The organism is Ralstonia sp. GX3-BWBA (assembly GCF_003290055.1).
Lineage (GTDB): Bacteria > Pseudomonadota > Gammaproteobacteria > Burkholderiales > Burkholderiaceae > Ralstonia > Ralstonia holmesii.
This window is the reverse complement of the sequence record NZ_QMKS01000001.1, coordinates 59,138-80,933: the sequence shown is the minus strand read 5'-3', so window position 1 is coordinate 80,933 and position 21,796 is coordinate 59,138. Positions and strand designations below refer to the sequence as shown.

Here is a 21,796-nt window from a genome sequence, read left to right as displayed (position 1 = left end):
TGCAGCCTCGCTTTCAACAATTCAGGTCAACCGTTCGTTAGCTTGACCGTTTGTCTCGAATCAAACAATCCGGAGAAAACCGATGGCACTGATGCAAGACTTCAAGAAATTCGCGATGCGCGGCAACGTGATCGACCTGGCAGTGGGGGTGATCATCGGTGCGGCGTTCGGCAAAATCGTCGATTCGCTCGTCAATGATCTGATCATGCCGCTGATCGGCCGCATCGTTGGCAAGCTGGATTTCTCGAACCTGTTCATCCAACTGGCAGAGGCGCCCGCGGGTGTGCCGCACACCCTGGCCGATCTGAAGAAGGCTGGCGTGCCGGTCTTCGCCTACGGCAACTTCATCACCGTGGCGGTCAATTTTCTGATTCTGGCGTTTATCGTGTTTCTGATGGTGCGCGCCATCACGCGCATGATCGACGCCAACCCGCCGGCAGCACCCGCTGAAACGCCGGAAAACATCCTGCTACTGCGCGAGATTCGCGACAGCCTGAAGACCAAGCCGTAATCGGACGTCGAATCACACCGGATTCGGGATATCGATGAAGGTGTGACGCACGCCGAAGCGCTCGGCCAGGTGATTGCCGAGCGCCCGAACGCCGCCACGCTCGGTGGCGTGGTGGCCCGCACCGATATAGGCAACACCCGATTCGCGCGCCAGATGCGTGGTCTGCTCCGACGCCTCACCGCTCAGATACACGTCCACACCGGCGGCCACGGCAGCATCAAACCAGCCTTGGGCACCCCCCGTGCACCAACCGATTGTGCGCACCGGACGACCCTCCTCGCCGATCACGAGGGGCGCCCGATTCAGCTTGGCCGACACCGTCTGCGCGAAAGCGCCCAGCGTGGTCACTTCGGCAAGCGTACCAATCCAGCCAAGTTCATCGTCGCCGAACCGGCCCTGGGGCGAGATGCCCAGCAACGCACCCAGCTGCGCGTTGTTGCCCAGTTCAGGATGCGCATCGAGCGGCAGGTGATACGCGAACAGGTTGAGATCGTGCGCCAGAAGTTGCTTCAGGCGCGCATGCTTCTGCCCCACGACACGGCCGTCCTCGCCCTTCCAGAAATAACCGTGATGCACGAGGACGGCGTCGGCACGGGCTTCGATGGCGACTTGGATCAGCGCCAGGCTGGCGGTCACCCCCGTCACGATATGCGTAATGGTGTCGCGCCCTTGTACCTGCAGACCATTGGGGCAATAGTCCCGAAAACGGGCCGCCTGTAACAGGTCGTTCAAGTACAATTCAAGTTCTTTTCGATCCATTTGGACTCAATTTCGCTCTATGTTGCGCCGCTTTTGGCTGTTTTTCGCGCAAGCCGTCACGGTCGTCCTGGCCGTCTGGTTTGTGATCGCCACGCTCAAGCCTGATTGGCTGCAGCGCGGCAAGGTGGCAGTGCAATCCGGCTCGCCAATTGTTGCGCTTAAGGAAGTCGCTCCGCTCGGCCACGGCGGCACCTCGAGCAACTCCTACGCGGAGGCCGCCAAGGTCGCCATGCCTGCGGTGGTCAACATCTTCAGTAGCAAGAACGCGCCGAAGCGCGGCAATAACCCGCAGGCCAGCGCAGATCCGTGGTTTCGCTTCTTCTTCGGAGACCGCGCCCCGGAACAACGCCAGGAACCCACGGCCAGTCTTGGCTCGGGCGTGATCGTCAGCTCGGAAGGCTACATTCTAACGAACCACCACGTGGTGGACGGCGCCGACGAGATCGAAGTCGCCCTGACCGACGGCCGCAAGGCCAACGCCAAGGTGGTCGGCTCCGATCCCGAAACCGACCTGGCCGTCCTCAAGATCAACCTGCCGAATCTGCCCGCCATCACGCTGGGCCGGCTGGAGAACGTGCGCGTCGGTGATGTGGTGCTTGCCATCGGCAACCCGTTCGGCGTGGGCCAGACGGTCACGATGGGCATTGTCTCTGCCTTGGGCCGCAGCCACTTGGGCATCAACACCTTCGAAAACTTTATCCAGACCGACGCTGCGATCAACCCAGGTAACTCAGGCGGCGCGCTGGTCGATGCCGACGGCAACCTCCTTGGGATCAACACGGCGATCTACTCGCGCTCAGGTGGCTCGCTAGGCATCGGCTTCGCGATTCCGGTATCGCTGGCCAAGCAGGTGATGGAATCCATTATCTCGACCGGTAGCGTGGTGCGCGGCTGGATCGGTGTTGAGCCGCAGGATGTGACGCCGGAAATTGCAGAGTCATTTGGCTTGTCGCGCAAGGATGGCGCGCTGATTGCCGCCGTGGTTCAAGGTGGCCCCGCAGACAAGGCGGGCCTGCGCCCGGGAGACATTCTCACCAGTGTCAACGGTGGGCCGATCCTGGATACGACGGCGCTGCTCAACAGCATCGCTCAGCTTCAACCGGGTGCGGAAGCCAAAGTAACGGTATCGCGCAAAGGCAAGGCGGTGGAACTGACTATCGTCGTCGGCAAGCGCCCGCCGCCGACGCGTCGCAACGTACCGATGCCCTCGCAGGACGACGAAGAACAACAGTAAGCGGCAGGTGTCGGAACACACTAACGGCGGCCATATGTGCCGCCGTTTTTTTATGCTCGCACGCTTGAGCATCAAGCCAGCACGTTGGTGGGCCGAGAGCCGCCTTGACGCCGCCGCGCCCGCTCAACGCAACGAGCGATCCGACGTACCAACCACTGCGCTGCTGCGTTGATACGAGTTGCCTTTGTTCCGCTCTGCTGCGCCCCCCCCGGGGCGTATGCCGTCGCAAAGCAGCAGGCGAGACGCCCCGCTGTCGCTTGCCTGCACTCCTCCACCATCAACTGAAGCTTGCACACCAGCTAGGCCACCCTTGGCAGCGTTTCAGCCATGGAGGTGCACTGCGAATCGCTCGCACAAAGAAAAACGCCGATCCCTTTCGGAATCGGCGTTTAACCGTTTAATTCGATGCGCTCTTACGAGCGCGTCAAATTAGAACTTGTGACGCAGGCCGACGGTAGCGCCGAACTGGTTGTTGCTGTTGTTCGGACCCGAGAACACTTGGTTGCCGCCCGTCAGCGTCGTGCCAGCGTAGCCAGTGTCGTTCAGACCCATCACGCCCAGACCCGAGCCGCCGCTGTTCTTAGCATAGGCCACGTTGAAGTAGGCGTCGGTGCGCTTCGACAGAGCGTAGTCGGTACCGACCACGAACAGCCACGGGTTGCCCGTACCGCTGTTCTTGAACTGTTGGTAGTAAGCCGTGCCCGTCAGCGACAGAGCCGGAGTAGCTTGGTAACCCAGGCCAGCCCAGTACAGGTTCGAACGCAGGTTGCCGTTGCCAGCAACAGTTGCGTAGTTAGCCTTGTACCAACGGTAGCCAGCGTACAGCTTGGCCGGGCCGAAAGCGTACGTACCAGCGATCGTGGCGCGTTGTTCGCGGTTGTCGCTACCAACGGTCGTCGAGTTGGTCTGGTCGTACACTGCGCCGATACCCAGCGGGCCGCCAGCGTAGTTAGCACCCAGGCTCCACTCGCGGCCGGTCTTGTTGCTGCCAGCCACTTCGTTGCCGTTGTAGTTGAACGAGTACAGACCGGAGACGCTCAGGCCACCGAACGTGCCGACGTACTTGACGGCGTTGTCAGCACGACCAGCGAAGAACGCGTCTTGCGAGGCCAGCGAGTAACGCGTGGCGATTGCCATCGGGTCATACATCAGCGAGAAGTCGTACAGCAGGTTTTGCTGACGACCCAGGGTCAGTTGACCCCACTGGCCTTGCAGACCGACGTAGGCGTTACGACCGAACAGACGGCCACCTTGAGCCGACGTACCCGTGTCCAGGTTGAAGCCGCTTTCCAGGTTGAAGATACCCTTCAGGCCACCGCCCAGGTCTTCAACACCACGCAGGCCCCAACGCGAGCCCGACAGGCCGCCCGAATCCAGGCCAAAACGCGAGCCGCTGCTGCCAGCGGTAGCGCCCGGCACCTTGTTTGCGTAGGTCAGACCAGCGTCGACCACGCCGTACAGGGTCACGGAGGATTGTGCATAGGCGCCACTGGCGGCCAGAGCTGCAACAGCAGCTGCAAACAGTTTCATCTTCATATCGACACTTTCCTTGTCAACTGATTGGGAAATCTTGACTGTCCTTATGGACGACGCAGATACCTCACGTCTGACCGCATTATGTGCCAGCGTTGACTGATTCCGGAAACCCTTTCTGGCTCTGGGCCGCGATTTGCGGCCAAGTTGTTGCTCATGGGCAACACGCGCCAAGCCTCGTGGAGAGGGGGGCGCGACCCGCTTTTTGCGCGGTGGCACAGGGGTTGGCGGGCGATTGTCACCCCCTTCCTGTGCAGCAAATTTGGCGGTCGGCGACAGCTCTGAATTGTCGCCTTCGCACCACGTTACGGCAATAAGTGCTTCTTTATTCTCTTTTTATCGACCGAGTGCGGCGTGCCATCGCTTTAAGAAATCGGCACGGCGGAGCTGATCTTGATGGGCGAGTAAACCCGGGCCGACGGGAATGGGTCGATGCGTGTTTCCAAGTTCGGCGAGCAGGCGCTTGGCGGTGAGCCCAGTCTCAACGTCCTGGCGCAGCGAAAACAAGAGCGCGCGGTCTGCCATCACGCTCTGGCCATCACGCGAGAGCATGAAGTCGAGCCAGAGGCGCGCGGCGTTCGGGCGGGCAGCACGCCGCGCGATGAAGGCAACGCGCGTAGCCACCAGCGTGTAGTCGGTCGGCATCTTGATGGCGAGCGCCGGGTTGCGATCGGCGTAGCGCGCGGCGTACGAGCCGATCACGTTGTAGGCGAGCAGGCTTTCGCCCGATGCGACGCGCTCCAGCATCGCGGCCGTGGTGATGTACAGATTGACGTTGACGCCACCTAATGCCTTGGCAACATCCCAGAACACCGGCGTGGTGCGCGCGTCTTCGGCGGCGAAGAGGAAGGCCGAGCCGGAGTGCTCGATGTCGTACGAGGCGACGCGACCGCGCAGCAAGTCACGATGGCCATTCAGAATGCGGGCGAAATCGGCATGGGTCGAAGGAATCAACTCCGCCGGCAGCTGGCGCGTGTTGTAGACGAAGACGACCGGCTCGTAGCTCGTCCCGTACGCCTCGTTCTTCCAGATGGCCCACGACGGCAGGTAGGGCCGTTCGGGCGATGCGTACGAGAGTGCGTGGCCGTCGTTCACCAGCTTGAACTGCTCGGGCATGGCCGAACTCCAGACCACATCGGCGCCCGGCGACTTGGCGGCGAATTCAGCGAGGAAGCGGCGGTAAATGTCGTCGCTGTTCTGCTCGCGGTAGTCGACGGTGATGCCGGGGTAGCGCGTTTCGAAGGCGCGGATAAGCGGGTACGCCGCTGAGAAATCCGTCGTGGAATACACCGTGACACGGCCTTCGCGGCGCGCGGCGTCGATCATCGCGCCGTAATCGCGCGGGTAGTACGAAGGCAGCTCCGGCGCCGGACGGGCCAGCCACTGCGCGTGCGCCCCGCGCGCGACGACGCCGCTTGCAGCCAGCAATGTGGCGGTCTGAAGCCAGCGGCGACGGGAATTGGGGATGGACGACATGCCGGTTGAAGCTCAACTGGAGCCGCATCAGGTGGACGGTGTGATGGGGATGCGGGCGCCACGCATTATCATGAAAATGTAGCCAGAACGATATTGAGAGACACCCGATGCGGATTTTGCTGGTGGAGGATGAGGAAGAATTGGCCGCATGGCTGGCGCGCGCGCTGGCGCAAAGCGGCTTCGTGATCGAGCGCGCGGCCGATGGCGTCATCGCGGAAGCCTTCCTCGGCTCTGGAGAATTTGACGCGGTGGTGCTGGATCTGCGCTTGCCGCGCAAGGATGGCTTTGCCGTGCTGGCCGACATGCGCGCGCGCGACGACCGCACGCCGGTATTGATCCTCACCGCGCAGGGCGCGCTGGACGAGCGCGTGCGCGGGCTCAATGCCGGCGCGGACGATTTCCTCACCAAGCCGTTCGCGTTGTCCGAGCTGGAAGCGCGGTTGATGGCGCTTATCCGCCGCAGCCGCGGCCGGGCGTTCCCGCGTCTGCGTTGCGGGCCGCTGGAGTTCGACACCGGACGCAAGGCATTCCTGCTGTCCGGCGAGCCACTGTCGCTCACGCCGCGTGAGCACGCCGCGCTGTCGGCGCTGCTGCACAAGACCGGCCAGCCGATCAGCAAGGTGCATCTGTTCGACAAGGTCTTCAACCTGGACAGCGATTCCAGCCCAGACGCAGTCGAGGTGGTTGTGCACCGCCTGCGCAAGAAGCTGGCGGGCATGGGCGTGCAGATCGTCACCGTACGCGGGCTAGGCTACATGCTTGAAGCCGGCGATGGTGAAGCGCCTACCGCCGGCGATAGCAGCGCATGATGCAGCGGCTCGCCTGGCTTCGGCTGCCGCGCAGCCTGAAACTCACGCTGCTCTGGTTGCTGCTGCCAGGGCTGGTGGGTGTGCTAGCCATCGACATCGTCTCGGCGTACCAGGCGCTGCGTAGCGCGACCGATCGCGCGTACGACCGCGCCCTGCTCGGCTCGGTGCGCGCCATCGAGAACGGCGTGACGATCGAGCGCGGGCAGGTCCAGGTCAACGTGCCGTATGTGGCGCTGTCCATGTTCGAATCGACCGCCCAGAGCAATGTCTATTACCGCGTCGCTTTCGAGCCCTTGCCCGGCAAGGCGCCTGAAGCGGCGCTGACGGGCTACGACGATCTGCCACTGCCCGTCACACGGCTGGAAAACGACAGCCCGCTCTTCTACGACGCGATGTACCACGACGAGCCCGTACGCGTGGCCGCCGTGGCCAAGCCGCTGTATCAGCCCGGGCTGCCGGCGCGCATCGTCATTCAGGTGGCGGAAACCATCGAGACGCGGCGCGCGCTGCAACAGGCGGTGTGGCGCGGTACGCTGCTGCGCGATGCGGCGCTGGTGGCGGTGAGCGCCGCGCTGTTGTGGCTCGGCGTGACTGTCGCGCTGCGCCCGCTCAATCGCCTGGCACGCAGCATCGGCGTGCGCGCGTCGGATGACCTGCGGCCGCTCGACGCCACGGACGTGCCCGCCGAGGTGCGTCCGCTGGTCAACGCGATCAACCACCACATTCATCGCTACGCCGAACTTGCGGAGGCGCAAAGCCAGTTCCTTGCCGATGCGTCGCACCAGTTGCGCACGCCGCTGGCCGTACTGCTCACGCAAGCCGAATACGCGCTGCGCGAAACCGACCCGGCGCGCGTGCGCGAAAGCCTGTCCGCCATCATCGCGCGCCTGCAGTCGACGAACCGGCTGACCACGCAATTGCTCGCTCTTGCGCGCGCACGACATGCGGGACAGGATGCGCCGGCCGAAATCTTCGACTTTGGTGAATTGGCACGCGACGTGGTGGTCGACGCACTGCCGCTGGCGCGCGAAAAACAGCAGGACCTCGGGTGGGATGACGGCGGCCTCGCCATGACGCTGCCCGTCATCGGCTACCCGGCCTTCCTGCGCGAGGCGCTCTCCAACCTCGTGCACAACGCCATCCGCTACACGCCGGCCGGCGGACGCATCACCGTACGCGCCACTGCGGAAGGCGATGCCGCCCTGGTCTGCGTGGACGACACCGGGCCCGGCATGAACGCTGACGAGCGCGCACATGCGTTCCAGCGCTTCCGCCGTGCGCACGAGGGCGGGAGTCGCTCGGGTAAACCCAAAGTCGCGCCCAAAGACGCCCGCTATGCCGCCGAAGGTTCCGGCCTCGGTCTGGCCATCGCACGTGCCTATGCCGCGCGTAGCGGCGGGCAAATCGAGCTAGCAGACGGCGAGCCGAACGAGCACGGTGGCGTCGGTTTATCGGCGCGGATTCGCGTGCCGCTGGCGGCTGCGACAGCCCCCACCGAACATGCTGCGACGCAGCAGACGCAATGAAAGCGTGACGAAAGCGCGCGATTTCTATAATCCGCCGCACCTGGGGCCATCCGTCCGAGCTACACGCAGCAAGCCATAAGTAGCCGGCCCCATACCATCACAAGCAAACAGGAGACAAACCCATGCTTCGTGGACGCTTTACGCCTGCGCACGCCGCTCTCGCTTCGATCGCGGCTGCCGCACTGACCCTCAGCGCCGCCGCCTTCGCGCAAGTCCCGGCCGGCTACCCCGCCAGCTATGCAGATACCATTGCCGCCGCCAAGAAGGAAGGGAAGGTAGTCGTGTATGCGACGACCGACACCAAGGCTGCAGATCCGCTGATCAAGGATTTCGAGTCGCTCTACCCGGGTGTGAAGGTCGAGTACAACGACATGAACAGCAGCGAGCTGTACAACCGCTTCATCAGCGAGCAGGCTGCCGGTGGCGCCTCGGCTGACATGATGTGGAACTCGTCGATGGACTCGCAGCTCAAGCTCGCGCAGACCTACGCGATGAAGTACGACTCGCCGGAAGTGCCGAACCTGCCGAAGTGGGCAGTCCACAAGGGCATCGCCTATGGCACGACGTATGAGCCGGCCGTGTTCCTGTACAACAAGCGTCTGATCAAGGATTCGGAAGTGCCGCAAACGCACGCCGATTTCGCCAAGCTGGTCGCCAGCCAACCCGAGCGCTTCAAGAACAAGGTCACGACGTACGACATCGAGAAGTCTGCCGTGGGCTTCATGATGGCTGCACAAGACAATCTGGATTCGCCGCAGTACTTCGACTTCGTCAAGGCAGTGGGCCCGAACCTGGTGCTGCAGTCCTCCACCGGCACGATGATGGAGCGCGTGGCCTCGGGTGAAAACCTGGTGGCGTACAACATCCTCGGTTCGTACGCGATTGCACGCGCCAAGAAGGATCCGTCGATCGGCATCGTCTATCCGAAGGACTACACGCTGGTGGTGTCGCGCGTGGCGATGATCGCCAAGAAGGCGAAGAACCCGAACGCGGCCAAGCTGTGGCTGGACTACATCCTGTCCAAGCGCGGCCAGGAAATCCTCGCCAACAAGTCGGATCTGCACTCGTTGCGTGAAGACGTGACGGGCGAAGCCACCGCCGCCGGCCTGAAGAAGATTCTCGGCAGCAGCATCAAGCCGATTCCGGTTGACGAATCCATCCTGGCGTTCCTGGAACCCAAGAAGCGCCTGGACTTCATCAAGCAATGGCGCACCGCCGCCGGCCGTTGATCTGATCCGCTGATCTCCGGCACCCTTCTCATCTGACCGACCTGCCGGCGCCATCCGTATCTGGCGCCGGCTCCTCCTGGAGGCACCATGCGTTCTCTAGCGCAAGACCGTGCCGCCGCTCGCCAAGTCACCCTCAAGCGCTCGCCCTGGACGCGTGTGGGACAGGCTTTGCCGCGCGGCGTGGTCATTCTGCTTACCGCGCTGGCGATTTTCACGCCGCTGGCGCTGATCTTCTACCAGAGCTTTCTGTCCGCGCCGTTCTTCATGCCCGACGCGCTGGCGGGGCTGGATGCGTATCGCTTCATCTTTACGGATTCGGATTTCTGGCAGGCCTTTGAGAAATCCACCGCGCTCGCTTTCGGTCTGGCGGTGATCTCGGTACCGCTGGGCGGCATCCTGGCGTTCCTGATGGTGCGTTCGGACTTGCCCGGCCGCCGCGTTCTCGAACCGCTGCTGATGATTCCGGTGTTCGTCTCGCCGATGGTGCTGGCGTTCGGCTACGTGGTGTCCGCCGGCCCGGTAGGCTTCTACACTGTGTGGTTCAAGAGCGTGTTTGGCGGTGCACCGTGGAACGTGTATTCGTTCACAAGCATCATCATCATTGCCGGCCTGACGCACGTGCCTCACGTGTATCTGTATGTCTCGTCGGCGCTGCGCAGCCTCGGTTCGGACGTGGAAGAAGCCGCTCGTATCGCGGGGGCTTCGCCGCTGTCGGTGGCACTCAATGTGAGCCTGCCGATGGTGCGCCCTGCCCTGCTGTACGCAGCCGTGCTGGTGACATTCCTGGGCTTCGAGGTGTTCGGCCTGGTGCTCGTGCTGGGTGATCCGGAAGGCCACCTCGTGCTAGCGACCTATCTGTACAAGCTGACGAACAAGCTCGGCACGCCGGCATATCACCTGATGGCGGCCGTGGCGGTCTGCCTCGTGATGGTGACGTTCCCGCTGGTGCTGCTGCAACGCTACATGCTGAAGTCGGCCAACCGCTTCGTCACGGTCAAGGGCAAGGTCACGCGCAGCCGTCCGTTGCCGCTGGGCAACTGGCGCTGGCCGGCGTGGGCGGTTGTGGTGCTGTGGTTTTTCGTAACGGTGGTGGTGCCGCTCTCGGGTATCGCGTTGCGCGCCTTCGTGTCGAACTGGGGTGAAGGCGTGTCGCTGGTCGAGGCATTCTCGACCACGGCGTTCCAGCAGATCTTCGAGCAGCCGCAGTTCCTGCGGGCGATGGTCAACACAGTGCTGATCGGCGTGATCGGCGGCGCGCTGGCCGTGGGCTGCTACACGTGCATCGGTCTGGCCATGCACCGCAAGCCGGATGGCTGGACGCGCTTTCTCGATTACAGCGTGCTGGTGCCTCGCGCCATTCCGGGTCTGCTGGCGGGTCTGGCGTTCCTGTGGGTGTTCCTGTTCGTGCCCAACTGGATCGAGACCGGCCTGACCGACAGCGGCCTGCCCTTCGCCAACTGGATCATCGAGAACGTCGTGCCGAGCCTGCGCGACCTGCGCAGCACGATCTTCAGCGTGTGGATCGCTTACACGGTGGTGTGGCTGGCCTATGGCCTGCGGTTGATCTCGGCCGCGCTGCTGCAAGTCGGTCCGGAGCTGGAAGAAGCCGCACGCTCGGTGGGCGCCACCCGTGCCCGCACCACGCGCGACGTGACCGTGCCGCTCACGCGCTACGGCCTGCTCGGCGCTTGGCTGCTGATCTTCCTGATTTTCGAGCGCGAGTATTCGACCGGTGTGTACCTGCTGTCGCCGGGCACCGAGACGATCGGCTCGATGCTGGTTTCCCTGTGGGCGGGCGGCGCCATCGATATCGTTGCCGCGCTGTCCTTCGTCAATATCGTGCTGGTGGCCGTCGGCCTCGGCATCGCACTGCGTTTCGGAGTGAAGCTCCATGATTGAACTCACTGTCAACGACCTGCACTTGCAATACGGCAACAACCCGGTTCTCAAGGGTGTCTCGATGCAGCTGCAGAAGGGCGAGGTCGTCTCGCTGCTGGGCCCGTCGGGTTCGGGCAAGACCACGCTGCTGCGTGCTGTCGCCGGCCTCGAACAGGCCAGCCAGGGCACCGTCCAGATCGGCGATCGGGTCATGTTCGACGGCGCCAAGAAACTCGACGTGCCGGCCGAAGGGCGCAACCTGGGCCTGGTGTTCCAGTCGTACGCGCTGTGGCCGCACAAGACCGTGGCCGAGAACGTCGCCTACCCGCTCAAGCTGCGCAAGACACCTGCCGCGCAGATCAAGGAGCGCGTGCAGGCGGTGCTGCAGCAACTGGGCCTCGGCCATCTGGGCGAGCGTTTCCCGAGCCAGCTCTCCGGCGGCCAGCAGCAGCGCGTGGCCATCGCCCGCGCGCTGGTCTACAACCCACCTGTGATCCTGCTCGACGAGCCGCTCTCGAACCTCGACGCCAAGCTGCGCGAAGAAGCCCGCGCCTTCCTGCGCGAGCTGATCGTGCGCCTGGGCCTTTCGGCCCTGATGGTCACGCACGACCAGAGCGAAGCGATGGCCATGTCCGATCGCATCCTGCTGCTGAACAACGGCGTGATCGAACAGCAGGGCACGCCCGAGCAAATGTACGGCGCGCCCGAAACGCTCTTCACCGCCGAGTTCATGGGCAGCAACAACCGCATCAACGGCAAGATCGCCGAAGTGCGTGACGGCATGGCCCGCCTGGTGGACGACACTGGCGGCTGGTCGCTGTGGGGGGTGGCGCGCGGTGATTTGAAGCCCGGTGCATCAGCGCACGGCGTGATCCGCCTCGAACAGGTGCGCGTGGGCGTCGACAACGCTGACAACACAATCCACCTGCCGCTCGCAACGCGCATGTATCTGGGCGACCGCTGGGAATGCCTGTTCCGTGCCACCGACGACAGCGGTGCGACCGGCACAGGCCTGCGCGCCTACTCCGCCAGCGCCCCGAGCGACGGCAAGTACGCACTGACCTTCCCGCGCGAACAGTTTTGGCTGTACGCCGCTTAAGGCAACAGCCGCAACAGCGGATTCATCGGCAACAAAAAAGGCAGCCTCGGCTGCCTTTTTCTTTGGCTGATGCCGGGTCGGCCCGTCAGTCTTTTACCACCGGCAAGTGCTCTGGATTGTTCTCCGGAGCCGTGGTCTTACGGATAAAGATTGCCGCCAGGATCAGCCCCAGCTCATACAGCAGCCACAGCGGCACCGCCAGGAGCAACTGGGACATCACGTCAGGCGGCGTCACCACCGCAGCAATCACGAACGCACCCACCACCACGTACGGCCGCGCCTGCCGCAGCTTCTCCAGACTCACGATGCCAAAGCGCACGAGCACCATCACGACCACCGGCACCTCGAAGGTGATGCCGAAGGCGAGGAACGTGGTCATCGCAAAGCTCAGATACTTGTCGATGTCGGTCGACATCTCGGCGCCCAGCGGCGCGTTGTAGTGCGCCATCACCTTGAACACCGTTGGGAAGACCAGGAAATATGCAAATGCCACACCGCACAGGAACAGCACATAGGTGCTCACCACCAGCGGCATGATCATCCGCTTCTCGTGCGTATATAGCCCCGGCGCCACAAAGCGCCAGATTTGGTACAGCACCCAGGGCAGGGCGATGAGGAAGGCGGCCAGCAGCGTCACCTTCATCGGCACGAAGAACGAGCCGGTGACATCCGTCACGATCATGTGGCCATTCTTGGGCAACGCCTGGATCAGTGGTCGAGAGAACAGATTGAAGATATCCGGAGCCCAGTAGACCAAGCCCAGAAAGACCAGCAGCACGCCGGCACCCGCCTTGACGATGCGCTCGCGCAGTTCGACCAGATGCGAGATGAAGGTTTCCTGCGCGCCGTCCTCGGGCGACTCTTGCGGATCGAGCGGAGCGGCACTCATGTCGGGTGGGAAAGAGGGAAGTCAGGACGCGGCACCGCAGACACGGCTCGCGCCCGGAAGATCATTCGAAGAAGGAGCGCGCACGCGACTGTGCGGCAACGATGGGCGGACGATGACGCTTGACGCGTGCCGCGCCCGATTGCGCCCACATGCGTACGCCCTGCTTCTGGCGGTACCACCTGGGCATCGAGAGCTGCTTGTTGCGCCAGCTGTTGCGGCCGTTGCGCGACTTGCCCGGTGCCGGGCGCCAGTCCGGGGCGGAGGTCGCCGTTTGCGCGGGATCACCAAGCGCCTCGTTCAGGCGTTCGTTGATCTCGGTCGTGTGCTTGCTGACCTCCTGGTGGATGGTCTGCTCGACATTGCGCGCGGCCTGCTCGAAGTCGGTGCGCATCTTGCGCAGCTCCTCAAGCTCGATTTCACGGCTGACCTCAGCCTTCACGTCGGCGATGTAGCGCTGTGCGCGGCCAAGCAAGGCGCCAGCGGTGCGCGCCACTTTGGGCAGACGCTCCGGCCCGATGACGACGAGCGCCACCATGCCAATCAGCGCCAGCTTGGAAATGCCGAGATCGATCATCGGTCAGCGCGCGTCGGTGTTCAGCCTTGCTTGGACTTGTCGCGCGCTTCGACGTCGATCGTCGTCGAATCGTGCAGCTCGCGCGGCGGCTGGCCGGCGGTCTGTTGCGGTTGTTGCGAACCCGCGGGCTTGTCTTCCTGCCCTTCGCGCATGCCGTCCTTGAAGCCCTTCACGGCGCTGCCCAGATCCGAACCGATGTTGCGCAGCTTCTTTGTGCCGAAGACCATCATGATGATGACCAGCACGATCAGCCAGTGCCAAATGCTAAAGGAACCCATGTCCTACTCCCACGTAAATGCGGCTGGTGGCGTCGCAACGGTGGCGACGCCATTGGTTGATTTTACGGATTTGCGTACATCGGCTTGCTGTCATTCAGATACAGCCAACCTTTCACAATACGATACAGCATCCAGATGCCCAGAGCCCACAAGACGGCAAAGCCGATGAAGGCCACGGGAATGAGCAGCACGCCGATCACACCCCACAATACGCACCACCAGAACGAACGGATTTGCCAACGGAAGTGCGACTCATACAGCGTGCCCCGCACATCGTCGCGCTTAACATACCCGACGATGATGGCAATCAATGCAGTGATACCGCCGGTCAGCCAAAAAATGGCGTAGAGCGCATACAGAATATGCGTCAGGCGACGCAGCCCTGCCAAGCGCTCCGCGTCATCCGTCACCGCCACTGCTGCTCCGTATTTGTCCACGCTGCCCCCCTGCGACGATTCGTCACCATAGTCAGTCACCCGCCGCGTCGCGCGCCTGCGACTTGCGCAGCGCCTTCTCTTCCAGACCGGAAAGCCCTTCGCGGCGCGCCAGCTCACTGACGACGTCATCCGGCGTGAGGTTGAAGTGCGACAGCAACACCATGGTGTGGAACCACAGATCGGCCACTTCGTAGACGACCTTGCTGCGCGCCTCGTCGGTCATGCCTGCGGCGCGGGCGTCCTTGGCGGCCATGACCGTCTCGGTGGCCTCTTCGCCGATCTTCTTGAGGATGGCATCGTCGCCCTTGTTGAACAGGCGGGCGATGTAGCTCTTTTCCGGGTCGCCGCCGTTGGCGAGCTTGCGGGATTCGAGCACCTCGCCCAGGCGGCGCAGGGTGTCACTCATGATTGTGGCCGGGCTTGCCGGCGTAGATATCGTCGGGGTCCTTGAGCACGGGCTCGACGGTATGCCAATCGCCGTCCTCCACATTGCCTTCGAACTTCTGGAAAAAGCACGCGTGGCGGCCAGTATGGCAGGCGATGCCGCCGATTTGTGTGACGCGGAGCAAGACTACGTCTTCGTCGCAGTCGAGGCGGATTTCGTGCACCTTCTGGATGTGGCCGGACTCCTCGCCCTTGTGCCACAGGCGCTTGCGCGAGCGCGACCAGAACACGGCCTCGCCGGTTTCCACGGTCTTCTGCAGTGCCTCACGGTTCATGAAGGCGAACATCAGGACGTCATTGCTGCCCTGCTCCTGCACGATCACCGGTACCAATCCGTTGTCGTCCCAGTGGACCTTGTTCAGCCACTTCTTGCTCATAGTCCGATCCGTACTGGAATGCCCTGCTCTGCCATGAATTGCTTGGCCTGGCCGACGGTGTATTCGCCGTAATGGAAGATGCTGGCAGCCAATACCGCATCGGCGTGACCTTGCTGGATGCCGTCTGCCAGATGCTGCAGGTTGCCGACGCCACCTGAGGCGATGACCGGCACCGGCACTGCGTCCGACACGGCGCGCGTGAGTTCCAGATCGAAGCCGGCCTTGGTGCCGTCCCGGTCCATGCTGGTGAGCAGGATTTCGCCCGCGCCACGCTGCGCCATTTCACGTGCCCATGCCACGGCGTCCAGGCCTGTGCCTTTGCGGCCGCCGTGCGTAAAGACTTCCCAGCGCGGTGCCTCGCCTTCGCCCGACACTTTCTTGGCGTCAATAGCCACGACAATGCACTGTGCGCCATGGCGGGCGCTGGCGTCCGAAACCAGCTGCGGATTCGACACCGCCGACGAGTTCATGCTGATCTTGTCCGCACCGGCATTGAGCAGCCGGCGGACGTCTTCCAACGCGCGCACACCGCCGCCCACCGTCAGCGGAATGAACACCTGCGAAGCCACCGCTTCGATGATGCCCAGCATCAGGTCACGCCCGTCCGACGTGGCCGTGATGTCGAGGAAGGTGATTTCGTCGGCGCCCTGCTCGTCGTAGCGGCGTGCGATTTCGACGGGGTCGCCCGCGTCGCGCAATTCGACGAAATTGACGCCCTTGACCACCCGGCCGTTGGTCACGTCCAGGCAGGGGATGATTCGTTTGGCTAGCATGATGAGTCGGGCGCCGGAGCGCCCGTTGTGCACGGCTGGATCAACGATCAGGCCGCGCCGAGTTTGTCCGCGAGGGCTTGCGCTTCCTTGAAGTTCAGGTCGCCGGAGTAGATCGCGCGACCACAGATCACGCCTTCCACGCCATATTCTTCGACCGCGCAAAGATGGTCGATGTCCTTCAGGTTCGACAGGCCGCCACTGGCAATGACCGGAATCTTCACCGACTGCGCCAGCTTGACGGTGGCATCGATGTTGATGCCCTGCAGCATGCCGTCGCGGCCGATATCGGTGTAGATGATGCCTTCGACGCCGTAGTCTTCGTACTTCTTGGCGAGGTCAGCGACTTCGTGGCCGGAGAGCTTGCTCCAGCCGTCGGTCGCCACCTTGCCGTCCTTGGCATCGAGCCCGACGATGATGTGACCACCGAACGCCGTGCATGCGTCCCGCAGAAAGCCCGGGTCCTTGACCGCCGCCGTGCCGATGATCACGTACGACAAGCCATCGTCGAGCCAGCGCTCGATGGTGCCCAGATCGCGGATGCCCCCGCCGAGTTGCACGGGAATCTCATCGCCCACCTCGGCGAGGATGGCCTTGACGGCCGCCTCGTTACGCGGCTTGCCCGCGAAAGCGCCATTCAGATCGACAAGGTGCAAGCGGCGCGCACCCTGCTCGACCCAATGCCGCGCCATGGCGGCAGGGTCTTCCGAGAATACGGTGGCTTGATCCATATCGCCTTGTTTGAGGCGCACACACTGACCGTCCTTCAGGTCGATGGCCGGGATGAGCAACATAAGCGTGACGACAGAGTTGAGGGGAAAAGATTAAAAAGGGCGAAAAATGGATTCGATTGCGACGCCACGGCGGGCATCACGGATTCCAGTGCACGAAGTTCCGGTAGATCTGCAGGCCCGCTTGCGCACTTTTTTCCGGGTGAAACTGTGTTGCAAAAATATTATCCCGGGCGATGGCGGAGGTAAACCGCACGCCGTATTCGGTCTCTCCGACCGATTCGTCGGCGTTGGCAGGCCGGGCGTAGTAGCTGTGCACGAAATAGAAGTAGCTCTGATCCGCCACACCTTCCCAGAGGGCGTGGGCACGACTCTGGTGCACGCGGTTCCAGCCCATCTGAGGCACTTTGTACCGTGAACCGTCCGGCTGCAACTGGCCGTCAAGGTCAAAGCGGACCACATCGCCTTTGATGAGGCCCAACCCTTCGGTGTACTGCTGCCCGAGGCGTGCCTCTGTGCTGCGCTCGAGCAACATCTGCTCGCCCACGCATACGCCGAGCATCGGCTTGCTGCGCGATGCCTCCAGCACAGCGTCGCGCAGGCCGGACTGGTCGAACGCGGCCATGCAGTCGGGCATGGCGCCCTGCCCCGGCAGCACCACGCGGTCGGCCGAACGAATTTCATCCGCTTGCGCACTGATGCGCACATCGGCCTCTGGAGCGACGGCCATCAAGGCTTGCGCTACCGAGCGCAGATTGCCCATACCGTAATCGACGATTGCGATCTTAGTCATGACTTAACTTAGGCCCTAAGTACGGGCAACAGGGTTTTCAGCCCATCAACGATGAATTCCACGGCCAGCGCCGCCAGGATCAAACCCATCAACCGCGTACCGACGTTGATGCCGGTGCGACCGATCACACGGGCGATCGGCTCGGCCGCGCGCAACACGATCCAGACCACGGCCGCGATCGCAACACCGACCCCAGCCAGGAGAAACAAGTCCCACCAATGCTTGGTCTTGCCAGCGTAGACGATGACCGTGCTGATCGAGCCCGGGCCCGTGAGCAGCGGAATCGCCAGCGGCACAACCGCAATGCTGGCCTTGGCACCGGCCTCGTCCTCTTCTTCGGGCGTGGCCTTGGTGCGGCTGGTCTGCGCATTGAGCATGTTCAGCGCGATCATGATCATGATGATCCCGCCGCCGACCTGCAGCGAGCCCACCGAGAACCCGAAAAAGCTGATGATCTGCTCGCCAAGCAACGCAGACAGGCCAATCACGATCGCCACCGAAATCGACGCGACCTTGATGGTGCGGCGCTTTTCTTCATCCGTCTGGCTCTCGGTCAGGCTGATGAAGAACGGGATCGCCCCGATCGGGTTGATCAGCGCGAGCAGCGAGAAAAAGCTTTTTGTCAGATCCATCGGATCGGCGGCCGGTGTTGGAGTCGGGTAGGCGCGGCCAGGCCGACGCAGTGATTTACAGGGCGCCCTTGGTCGACGGAATCGTGCCGGCAGCGCGCGGGTCGATCTCCACCGCCATGCGCAGCGCGCGTCCAAAGGCCTTGAACACGGTCTCGATCTGGTGGTGTGCGTTGACGCCGCGCAGGTTGTCGATATGCAGCGTCACGCCAGCATGGTTGACGAACCCGCGGAAGAATTCGATGGACAGGTCCACGTCAAAATTGCCCACGCGTGCGCGCGTGAACGGCACGTGGAACTCCAGGCCCGGACGGCCGGAGAAGTCGATGACCACGCGCGACAGGGCTTCGTCCAGCGGCACGTAGCTGTGGCCGTAGCGCACGATGCCCTTCTTGTCGCCGATGGCTTTGGCGACGGCCTGGCCCAGCGTGATGCCGACGTCTTCCACGGTGTGATGATCGTCGATATGGGTGTCGCCGGTGGCCGAGACGTCCAGGTCGACCATGCCATGTCGGGCGATCTGGTCGAGCATGTGGTCGAGGAAGGGGACGCCGGTGTTCAGCGTTTGCTTGCCCGTGCCGTCCAAATCAAGGGCGACGCGGATCTGCGTTTCAGAGGTGTTGCGAGTGACCTCGACACGGCGGCTCATGGGGCTTCCTGCACCGATGCGGCAAAGGCATCGATAAATTGCGCGTTTTCTTCGGGATTGCTGACCGTCACGCGCAGACAGTTGGCCAGCAACGGGTGCATTTTACTGACGTTTTTAATCAGAATCCGCCGATTGAGCAGGCGCTCGAACAAAGCGGCGGCATCGGGCACGCGCAGCAGGATGAAATTTGCCGCGCTCGGGAACACTGTCACGCCCGGTTGGGCCGACAGCGCATCGATCAACTTGGTGCGCTCGGCGCGCAGGGTCGCTGCCTGGGCATCCAGCACATCCACGTGTTCGAGCATGAACTGGGCAGTCGCCTCGGTCAGCACGTTCACGTTGTACGGCGGACGCACCTTGTCCAGCTCGGCGATCCACTTCGGGTGGCCGGCCACGTAGCCGAGGCGGATGCCGGCCAGGCCCAGCTTCGAGACCGTGCGCATCACCAGGAGGTGATCGAAATCGCACAGGCGCGGCATCCAGCTATGTTGCGCGAACGGCTGGTACGCCTCGTCGACCACCACCAGGCTCTGGCACACGGGGCCGCGAGCGGCGCGGATGATCGCGTCCATGTCGGCCGCGTCGAACAGATTGCCGGTCGGGTTATTCGGATACGCCAGGTAGATGACGGCGGGCTGGTGCTCGGCCATGGCGGCCAGCATGGCTTCACGGTCGAGCGTCAGGTCCGCCTTGAGCGGCACGCCGACGAAGTTCAGGCCCAGCAACTGCGCCGACATCGCATACATCACGAAGCCCGGCACGGGCGCCAGCACGGTCGCACCGGGCTTGGCCGCGGCAATGGCGATCAGGCTGATGATCTCGTCCGAGCCGTTGCCCAGCAGCACCTCGGCGCCGGCCGGCACGTGCATCACCTGCTTGAGCTGCGCCTTGAGCGCGTCGGCGGTCGGCACCGGGTAGCGATTGAGCGCGACTTCGGCCAGGCGCTTGCCCAGCGCGTCGCGCAGCATCGCCGGCAGCGGATACGGATTCTCCATCGCGTCCAGCTTGACCATGCCGGTCGCGTCGGGCACGTGGTACGCACCCATGGCGCGAACGTCGTCGCGCACTATGCGGGCGAGCAGGTCATCCAGAGAGGCTTGGGCCGGAGCGGTGGCGGTCATCGTTGTGCGGCGAGTGTTATTCGGAGGCGGGGCGTTGCAGGCGATATTCAGCGCTGCGGGCATGCGCCTGCAGGCCTTCGCCATAGGCCAGCTCGGCAGCAATCTCGCCCAGCATCTGCGCGCCGGCTTCGCTCACCTCGATCAGGCTGGAACGCTTGATGAAGTCGTACACGCCCAGCGGCGATGAGAAGCGCGCCGTGCGCGAGGTCGGCAACACGTGGTTCGGACCCGCGCAGTAATCGCCCAGCGATTCGCTGGTGTACTTGCCGAGGAAGATCGCGCCGGCGTGGCGGATGCGCTCGGCCCACTGGCGCGGGTTCTCTGCCGAAATCTCCAGATGTTCGGGGGCGATGTCGTTGGCGATGTCGCAGGCCTCTTCCATGTCGCGCACCTTGACCAGCGCGCCACGGCCCGACAGCGATTCGGCAATCACGCTACGGCGCGGCATGTCTTCGAGCTGGCGGTTGATGCTGGCTTCCACCTGCGCGATGAACTCTGCGTTCGGGCACAGCAGGATCGACTGGGCCAGTTCGTCGTGCTCGGCTTGCGAGAACAAGTCCATCGCCACCCAATCCGGATCGGTCGTGCCATCGCAGATGACGAGGATTTCCGACGGACCGGCAATCATGTCGATGCCAACCGTGCCGAACACGCGACGCTTGGCAGCGGCCACATAGGCGTTACCCGGGCCGACGATCTTGTCGACGGCGGGGACGGTGTCGGTGCCGTAAGCGAGCGCACCCACAGCCTGCGCGCCGCCGATGGTGAACACGCGGTCGACGCCGGCAATGCAAGCAGCAGCCAGCACCAGCTCATTGCGCACGCCACCCGGCGTGGGCACCACCATGATGATTTCCTTGACGCCGGCCACGCGAGCCGGAATCGCATTCATCAACACCGACGACGGGTATGCCGCCTTGCCGCCCGGCACGTAAATGCCCACGCGGTCGAGCGGCGTCACTTTCTGGCCGAGCACCGTGCCATCGGCTTCGGCGTATTCCCAGCTGTGCGTGCCGCACTCGATCTTCTGCTTCTCGTGATACGCGCGCACGCGGGCAGCAGCGGCTTCCAGTGCCGCGCGGCGCTTCGGCTCCAGGCCATCCAGCGCGGCTTGCAGGGTGGCTGGCGACAGTTCCAGCGCGGCCACGCTGTCGGCTTCGATGCGGTCGAAGCGGCGCGTGGCCTCCAGCACGGCGGCATCGCCGCGCGCCTTCACGTCGGCCAGGATCTGCGCGGCGGCGCGGTCGATGGCTTCGTCTTCGCTCGCCTCGAAAGCGAGCACCTGGCGCAGCTGCGCCGCGAATCCGGCTTCGGTCGAATCCAGCTTACGGATGGTCAGGCTCATGCGGCTTCCCCAACGCGCGCGTCCGTCGCGGAGGCGCGCTCGAAAGCGTCGAGGATGGGCGCCAGCCGGTCGCGCTTGAGTTTCAACGCAGCCTGGTTGACGACCAGCCGGGAAGATATCTGCACGATCTCTTCCACCTCGACGAGGTTGTTCGCGCGCAGCGTGCCGCCCGTGCTGACCAGATCAACGATGGCGTCAGCCAGGCCCACCAGCGGGCCCAGCTCCATCGAGCCATACAGCTTGATCAGGTCGACGTGCACGCCCTTCTTGGCGAAGTGCTCGCGCGCGGTATTCAGATACTTCGTCGCCACCGACAGGCGCGCGCCCTGGCGCACCGCGTTGGCGTAATCGAAGCCCTTGGGCACTGCCACCGACATGCGGCAGCGGGCGATGTTCAGGTCGATGGGCGCATACAGGCCGGCCATGCCGTGCTCCATCAACACGTCGCGGCCGGCTACGCCGAAGTCCGCCGCGCCGTATTGCACGTAGGTCGGCACGTCGGACGCGCGCACGATGATCACGCGCAGCGCCGGATCCGACGTCGGCAGAATCAGCTTGCGCGAGGTTTCCGGATCTTCGGTCACCTCGATGCCGGCGGCCTTCAGCAGCGGCAGCGTCTCTTCAAAGATGCGCCCTTTGGACAGCGCCAGCGTGAGCTGGTTGGAGGCGGACTGGAATGCGTTCATGGCCGGCGGGTTCCTTACC

The 21,796-nt window shown here is 63.6% G+C and carries 24 protein-coding genes; 7 read left to right on the top strand and 17 right to left on the bottom strand.

The features are described from left to right. The first annotated feature begins 82 nt into the window (after positions 1–82). Entirely contained in the window at positions 83–511 is a 429-nt protein-coding gene (mscL, locus tag DOD19_RS00465; protein WP_024977818.1) for a large conductance mechanosensitive channel protein MscL, read from the top strand. 12 nt (positions 512–523) lie between these two features. On the opposite strand, the gene DOD19_RS00460 is transcribed toward mscL, so the two are convergent. Beyond that, positions 524–1,270 (bottom strand): Nif3-like dinuclear metal center hexameric protein, encoded by a 747-nt coding sequence (locus DOD19_RS00460; protein WP_112183477.1) that lies wholly within the window; start codon positions 1,268–1,270, stop codon positions 524–526. A 19-nt stretch (positions 1,271–1,289) separates the two neighbouring features. Between DOD19_RS00460 and DOD19_RS00455 the strand changes: the two genes are divergently transcribed. Further along, positions 1,290–2,504: a Do family serine endopeptidase gene (locus DOD19_RS00455; RefSeq protein WP_024977820.1), complete on the top strand. Its 1,215-nt coding sequence runs from the start codon at positions 1,290–1,292 to the stop codon at positions 2,502–2,504. Between the two features lie 429 nt (positions 2,505–2,933). Here DOD19_RS00455 and DOD19_RS00450 read toward each other — a convergent pair whose 3' ends face one another. Beyond that, entirely contained in the window at positions 2,934–4,040 is a 1,107-nt protein-coding gene (locus DOD19_RS00450; RefSeq protein ID WP_024977821.1) for a porin, read from the bottom strand. Positions 4,041–4,373: 333 nt separating this feature from the next. Further along, positions 4,374–5,513 (bottom strand): extracellular solute-binding protein, encoded by a 1,140-nt coding sequence (locus DOD19_RS00445; protein WP_112183475.1) that lies wholly within the window; start codon positions 5,511–5,513, stop codon positions 4,374–4,376. A gap of 107 nt (positions 5,514–5,620) precedes the next feature. Here DOD19_RS00445 and DOD19_RS00440 point away from each other — a divergent pair, with 107 nt between their 5' ends. The 5 genes from DOD19_RS00440 (at position 5,621) to DOD19_RS00420 (ending at position 12,054) form a co-directional block, all read left to right on the top strand. Beyond that, the gene (locus tag DOD19_RS00440) at positions 5,621–6,322 is read left to right on the top strand and encodes a response regulator (protein WP_112183473.1); all 702 of its coding nucleotides are present in this window, start codon (positions 5,621–5,623) and stop codon (positions 6,320–6,322) included. Then, positions 6,319–7,848: a sensor histidine kinase gene (locus DOD19_RS00435; protein WP_112183471.1), complete on the top strand. Its 1,530-nt coding sequence runs from the start codon at positions 6,319–6,321 to the stop codon at positions 7,846–7,848. The genes DOD19_RS00440 and DOD19_RS00435 overlap by 4 nt, the downstream gene beginning before the upstream one ends. Before the next feature lie 122 nt (positions 7,849–7,970). Then, positions 7,971–9,077, top strand: coding sequence for an ABC transporter substrate-binding protein (locus tag DOD19_RS00430; RefSeq protein WP_112183469.1), 1,107 nt, complete (start codon positions 7,971–7,973; stop codon positions 9,075–9,077). A gap of 87 nt (positions 9,078–9,164) precedes the next feature. Next, entirely contained in the window at positions 9,165–10,976 is a 1,812-nt protein-coding gene (locus tag DOD19_RS00425) for an iron ABC transporter permease (protein WP_112183467.1), read from the top strand. Beyond that, positions 10,969–12,054, top strand: a complete 1,086-nt coding sequence (locus DOD19_RS00420; RefSeq protein ID WP_112183465.1) for an ABC transporter ATP-binding protein — start codon at positions 10,969–10,971, stop codon at positions 12,052–12,054. Before DOD19_RS00425 ends, DOD19_RS00420 begins: the two co-directional genes overlap by 8 nt. An 85-nt stretch (positions 12,055–12,139) precedes the next feature. Here DOD19_RS00420 and tatC read toward each other — a convergent pair whose 3' ends face one another. The 14 genes from tatC to hisG form a co-directional block, all read right to left on the bottom strand. Continuing rightward, the gene (tatC, locus tag DOD19_RS00415; protein ID WP_024977828.1) at positions 12,140–12,943 is read right to left on the bottom strand and encodes a twin-arginine translocase subunit TatC; all 804 of its coding nucleotides are present in this window, start codon (positions 12,941–12,943) and stop codon (positions 12,140–12,142) included. A gap of 61 nt (positions 12,944–13,004) precedes the next feature. Continuing rightward, entirely contained in the window at positions 13,005–13,517 is a 513-nt protein-coding gene (gene tatB, locus DOD19_RS00410; protein ID WP_024977829.1) for a Sec-independent protein translocase protein TatB, read from the bottom strand. 20 nt (positions 13,518–13,537) lie between these two features. After that, positions 13,538–13,795, bottom strand: coding sequence for a Sec-independent protein translocase subunit TatA (gene tatA, locus DOD19_RS00405; protein WP_009241947.1), 258 nt, complete (start codon positions 13,793–13,795; stop codon positions 13,538–13,540). A 62-nt stretch (positions 13,796–13,857) separates the two neighbouring features. After that, positions 13,858–14,232: a membrane protein gene (locus DOD19_RS00400; RefSeq protein WP_024977830.1), complete on the bottom strand. Its 375-nt coding sequence runs from the start codon at positions 14,230–14,232 to the stop codon at positions 13,858–13,860. A gap of 31 nt (positions 14,233–14,263) precedes the next feature. Further along, the gene (locus DOD19_RS00395) at positions 14,264–14,638 is read right to left on the bottom strand and encodes a phosphoribosyl-ATP diphosphatase (protein WP_024977831.1); all 375 of its coding nucleotides are present in this window, start codon (positions 14,636–14,638) and stop codon (positions 14,264–14,266) included. Further along, on the bottom strand, positions 14,631–15,053 hold the full coding sequence (gene hisI / locus DOD19_RS00390) for a phosphoribosyl-AMP cyclohydrolase (protein ID WP_024977832.1): 423 nt from the start codon (positions 15,051–15,053) through the stop codon (positions 14,631–14,633). Before hisI ends, DOD19_RS00395 begins: the two co-directional genes overlap by 8 nt. Next, entirely contained in the window at positions 15,050–15,826 is a 777-nt protein-coding gene (gene hisF / locus DOD19_RS00385; protein ID WP_037032054.1) for an imidazole glycerol phosphate synthase subunit HisF, read from the bottom strand. Before hisF ends, hisI begins: the two co-directional genes overlap by 4 nt. Before the next feature lie 47 nt (positions 15,827–15,873). Next, positions 15,874–16,617: a 1-(5-phosphoribosyl)-5-[(5-phosphoribosylamino)methylideneamino]imidazole-4-carboxamide isomerase gene (gene hisA, locus DOD19_RS00380; protein ID WP_024977834.1), complete on the bottom strand. Its 744-nt coding sequence runs from the start codon at positions 16,615–16,617 to the stop codon at positions 15,874–15,876. 76 nt (positions 16,618–16,693) lie between these two features. Next, positions 16,694–17,347 (bottom strand): imidazole glycerol phosphate synthase subunit HisH, encoded by a 654-nt coding sequence (gene hisH, locus DOD19_RS00375; protein ID WP_024977835.1) that lies wholly within the window; start codon positions 17,345–17,347, stop codon positions 16,694–16,696. 8 nt (positions 17,348–17,355) lie between these two features. Then, a complete protein-coding gene (locus DOD19_RS00370; protein ID WP_024977836.1) occupies positions 17,356–17,979 on the bottom strand; it encodes a MarC family protein in 624 nt (207 codons plus the stop codon). 55 nt (positions 17,980–18,034) lie between these two features. Then, positions 18,035–18,625 carry an imidazoleglycerol-phosphate dehydratase HisB gene (gene hisB / locus DOD19_RS00365; RefSeq protein WP_024977837.1) on the bottom strand — a complete coding sequence of 197 codons (591 nt, stop codon included), beginning with the start codon at positions 18,623–18,625 and terminating at the stop codon, positions 18,035–18,037. Next, entirely contained in the window at positions 18,622–19,746 is a 1,125-nt protein-coding gene (gene hisC, locus DOD19_RS00360) for a histidinol-phosphate transaminase (protein ID WP_112183463.1), read from the bottom strand. Before hisC ends, hisB begins: the two co-directional genes overlap by 4 nt. Positions 19,747–19,762: 16 nt before the next feature. Beyond that, entirely contained in the window at positions 19,763–21,091 is a 1,329-nt protein-coding gene (hisD, locus tag DOD19_RS00355; RefSeq protein ID WP_024977839.1) for a histidinol dehydrogenase, read from the bottom strand. Further along, positions 21,088–21,777 (bottom strand): ATP phosphoribosyltransferase, encoded by a 690-nt coding sequence (gene hisG, locus DOD19_RS00350; RefSeq protein ID WP_009241938.1) that lies wholly within the window; start codon positions 21,775–21,777, stop codon positions 21,088–21,090. The genes hisD and hisG overlap by 4 nt, the downstream gene beginning before the upstream one ends. Positions 21,778–21,796 lie beyond the last annotated feature (19 nt).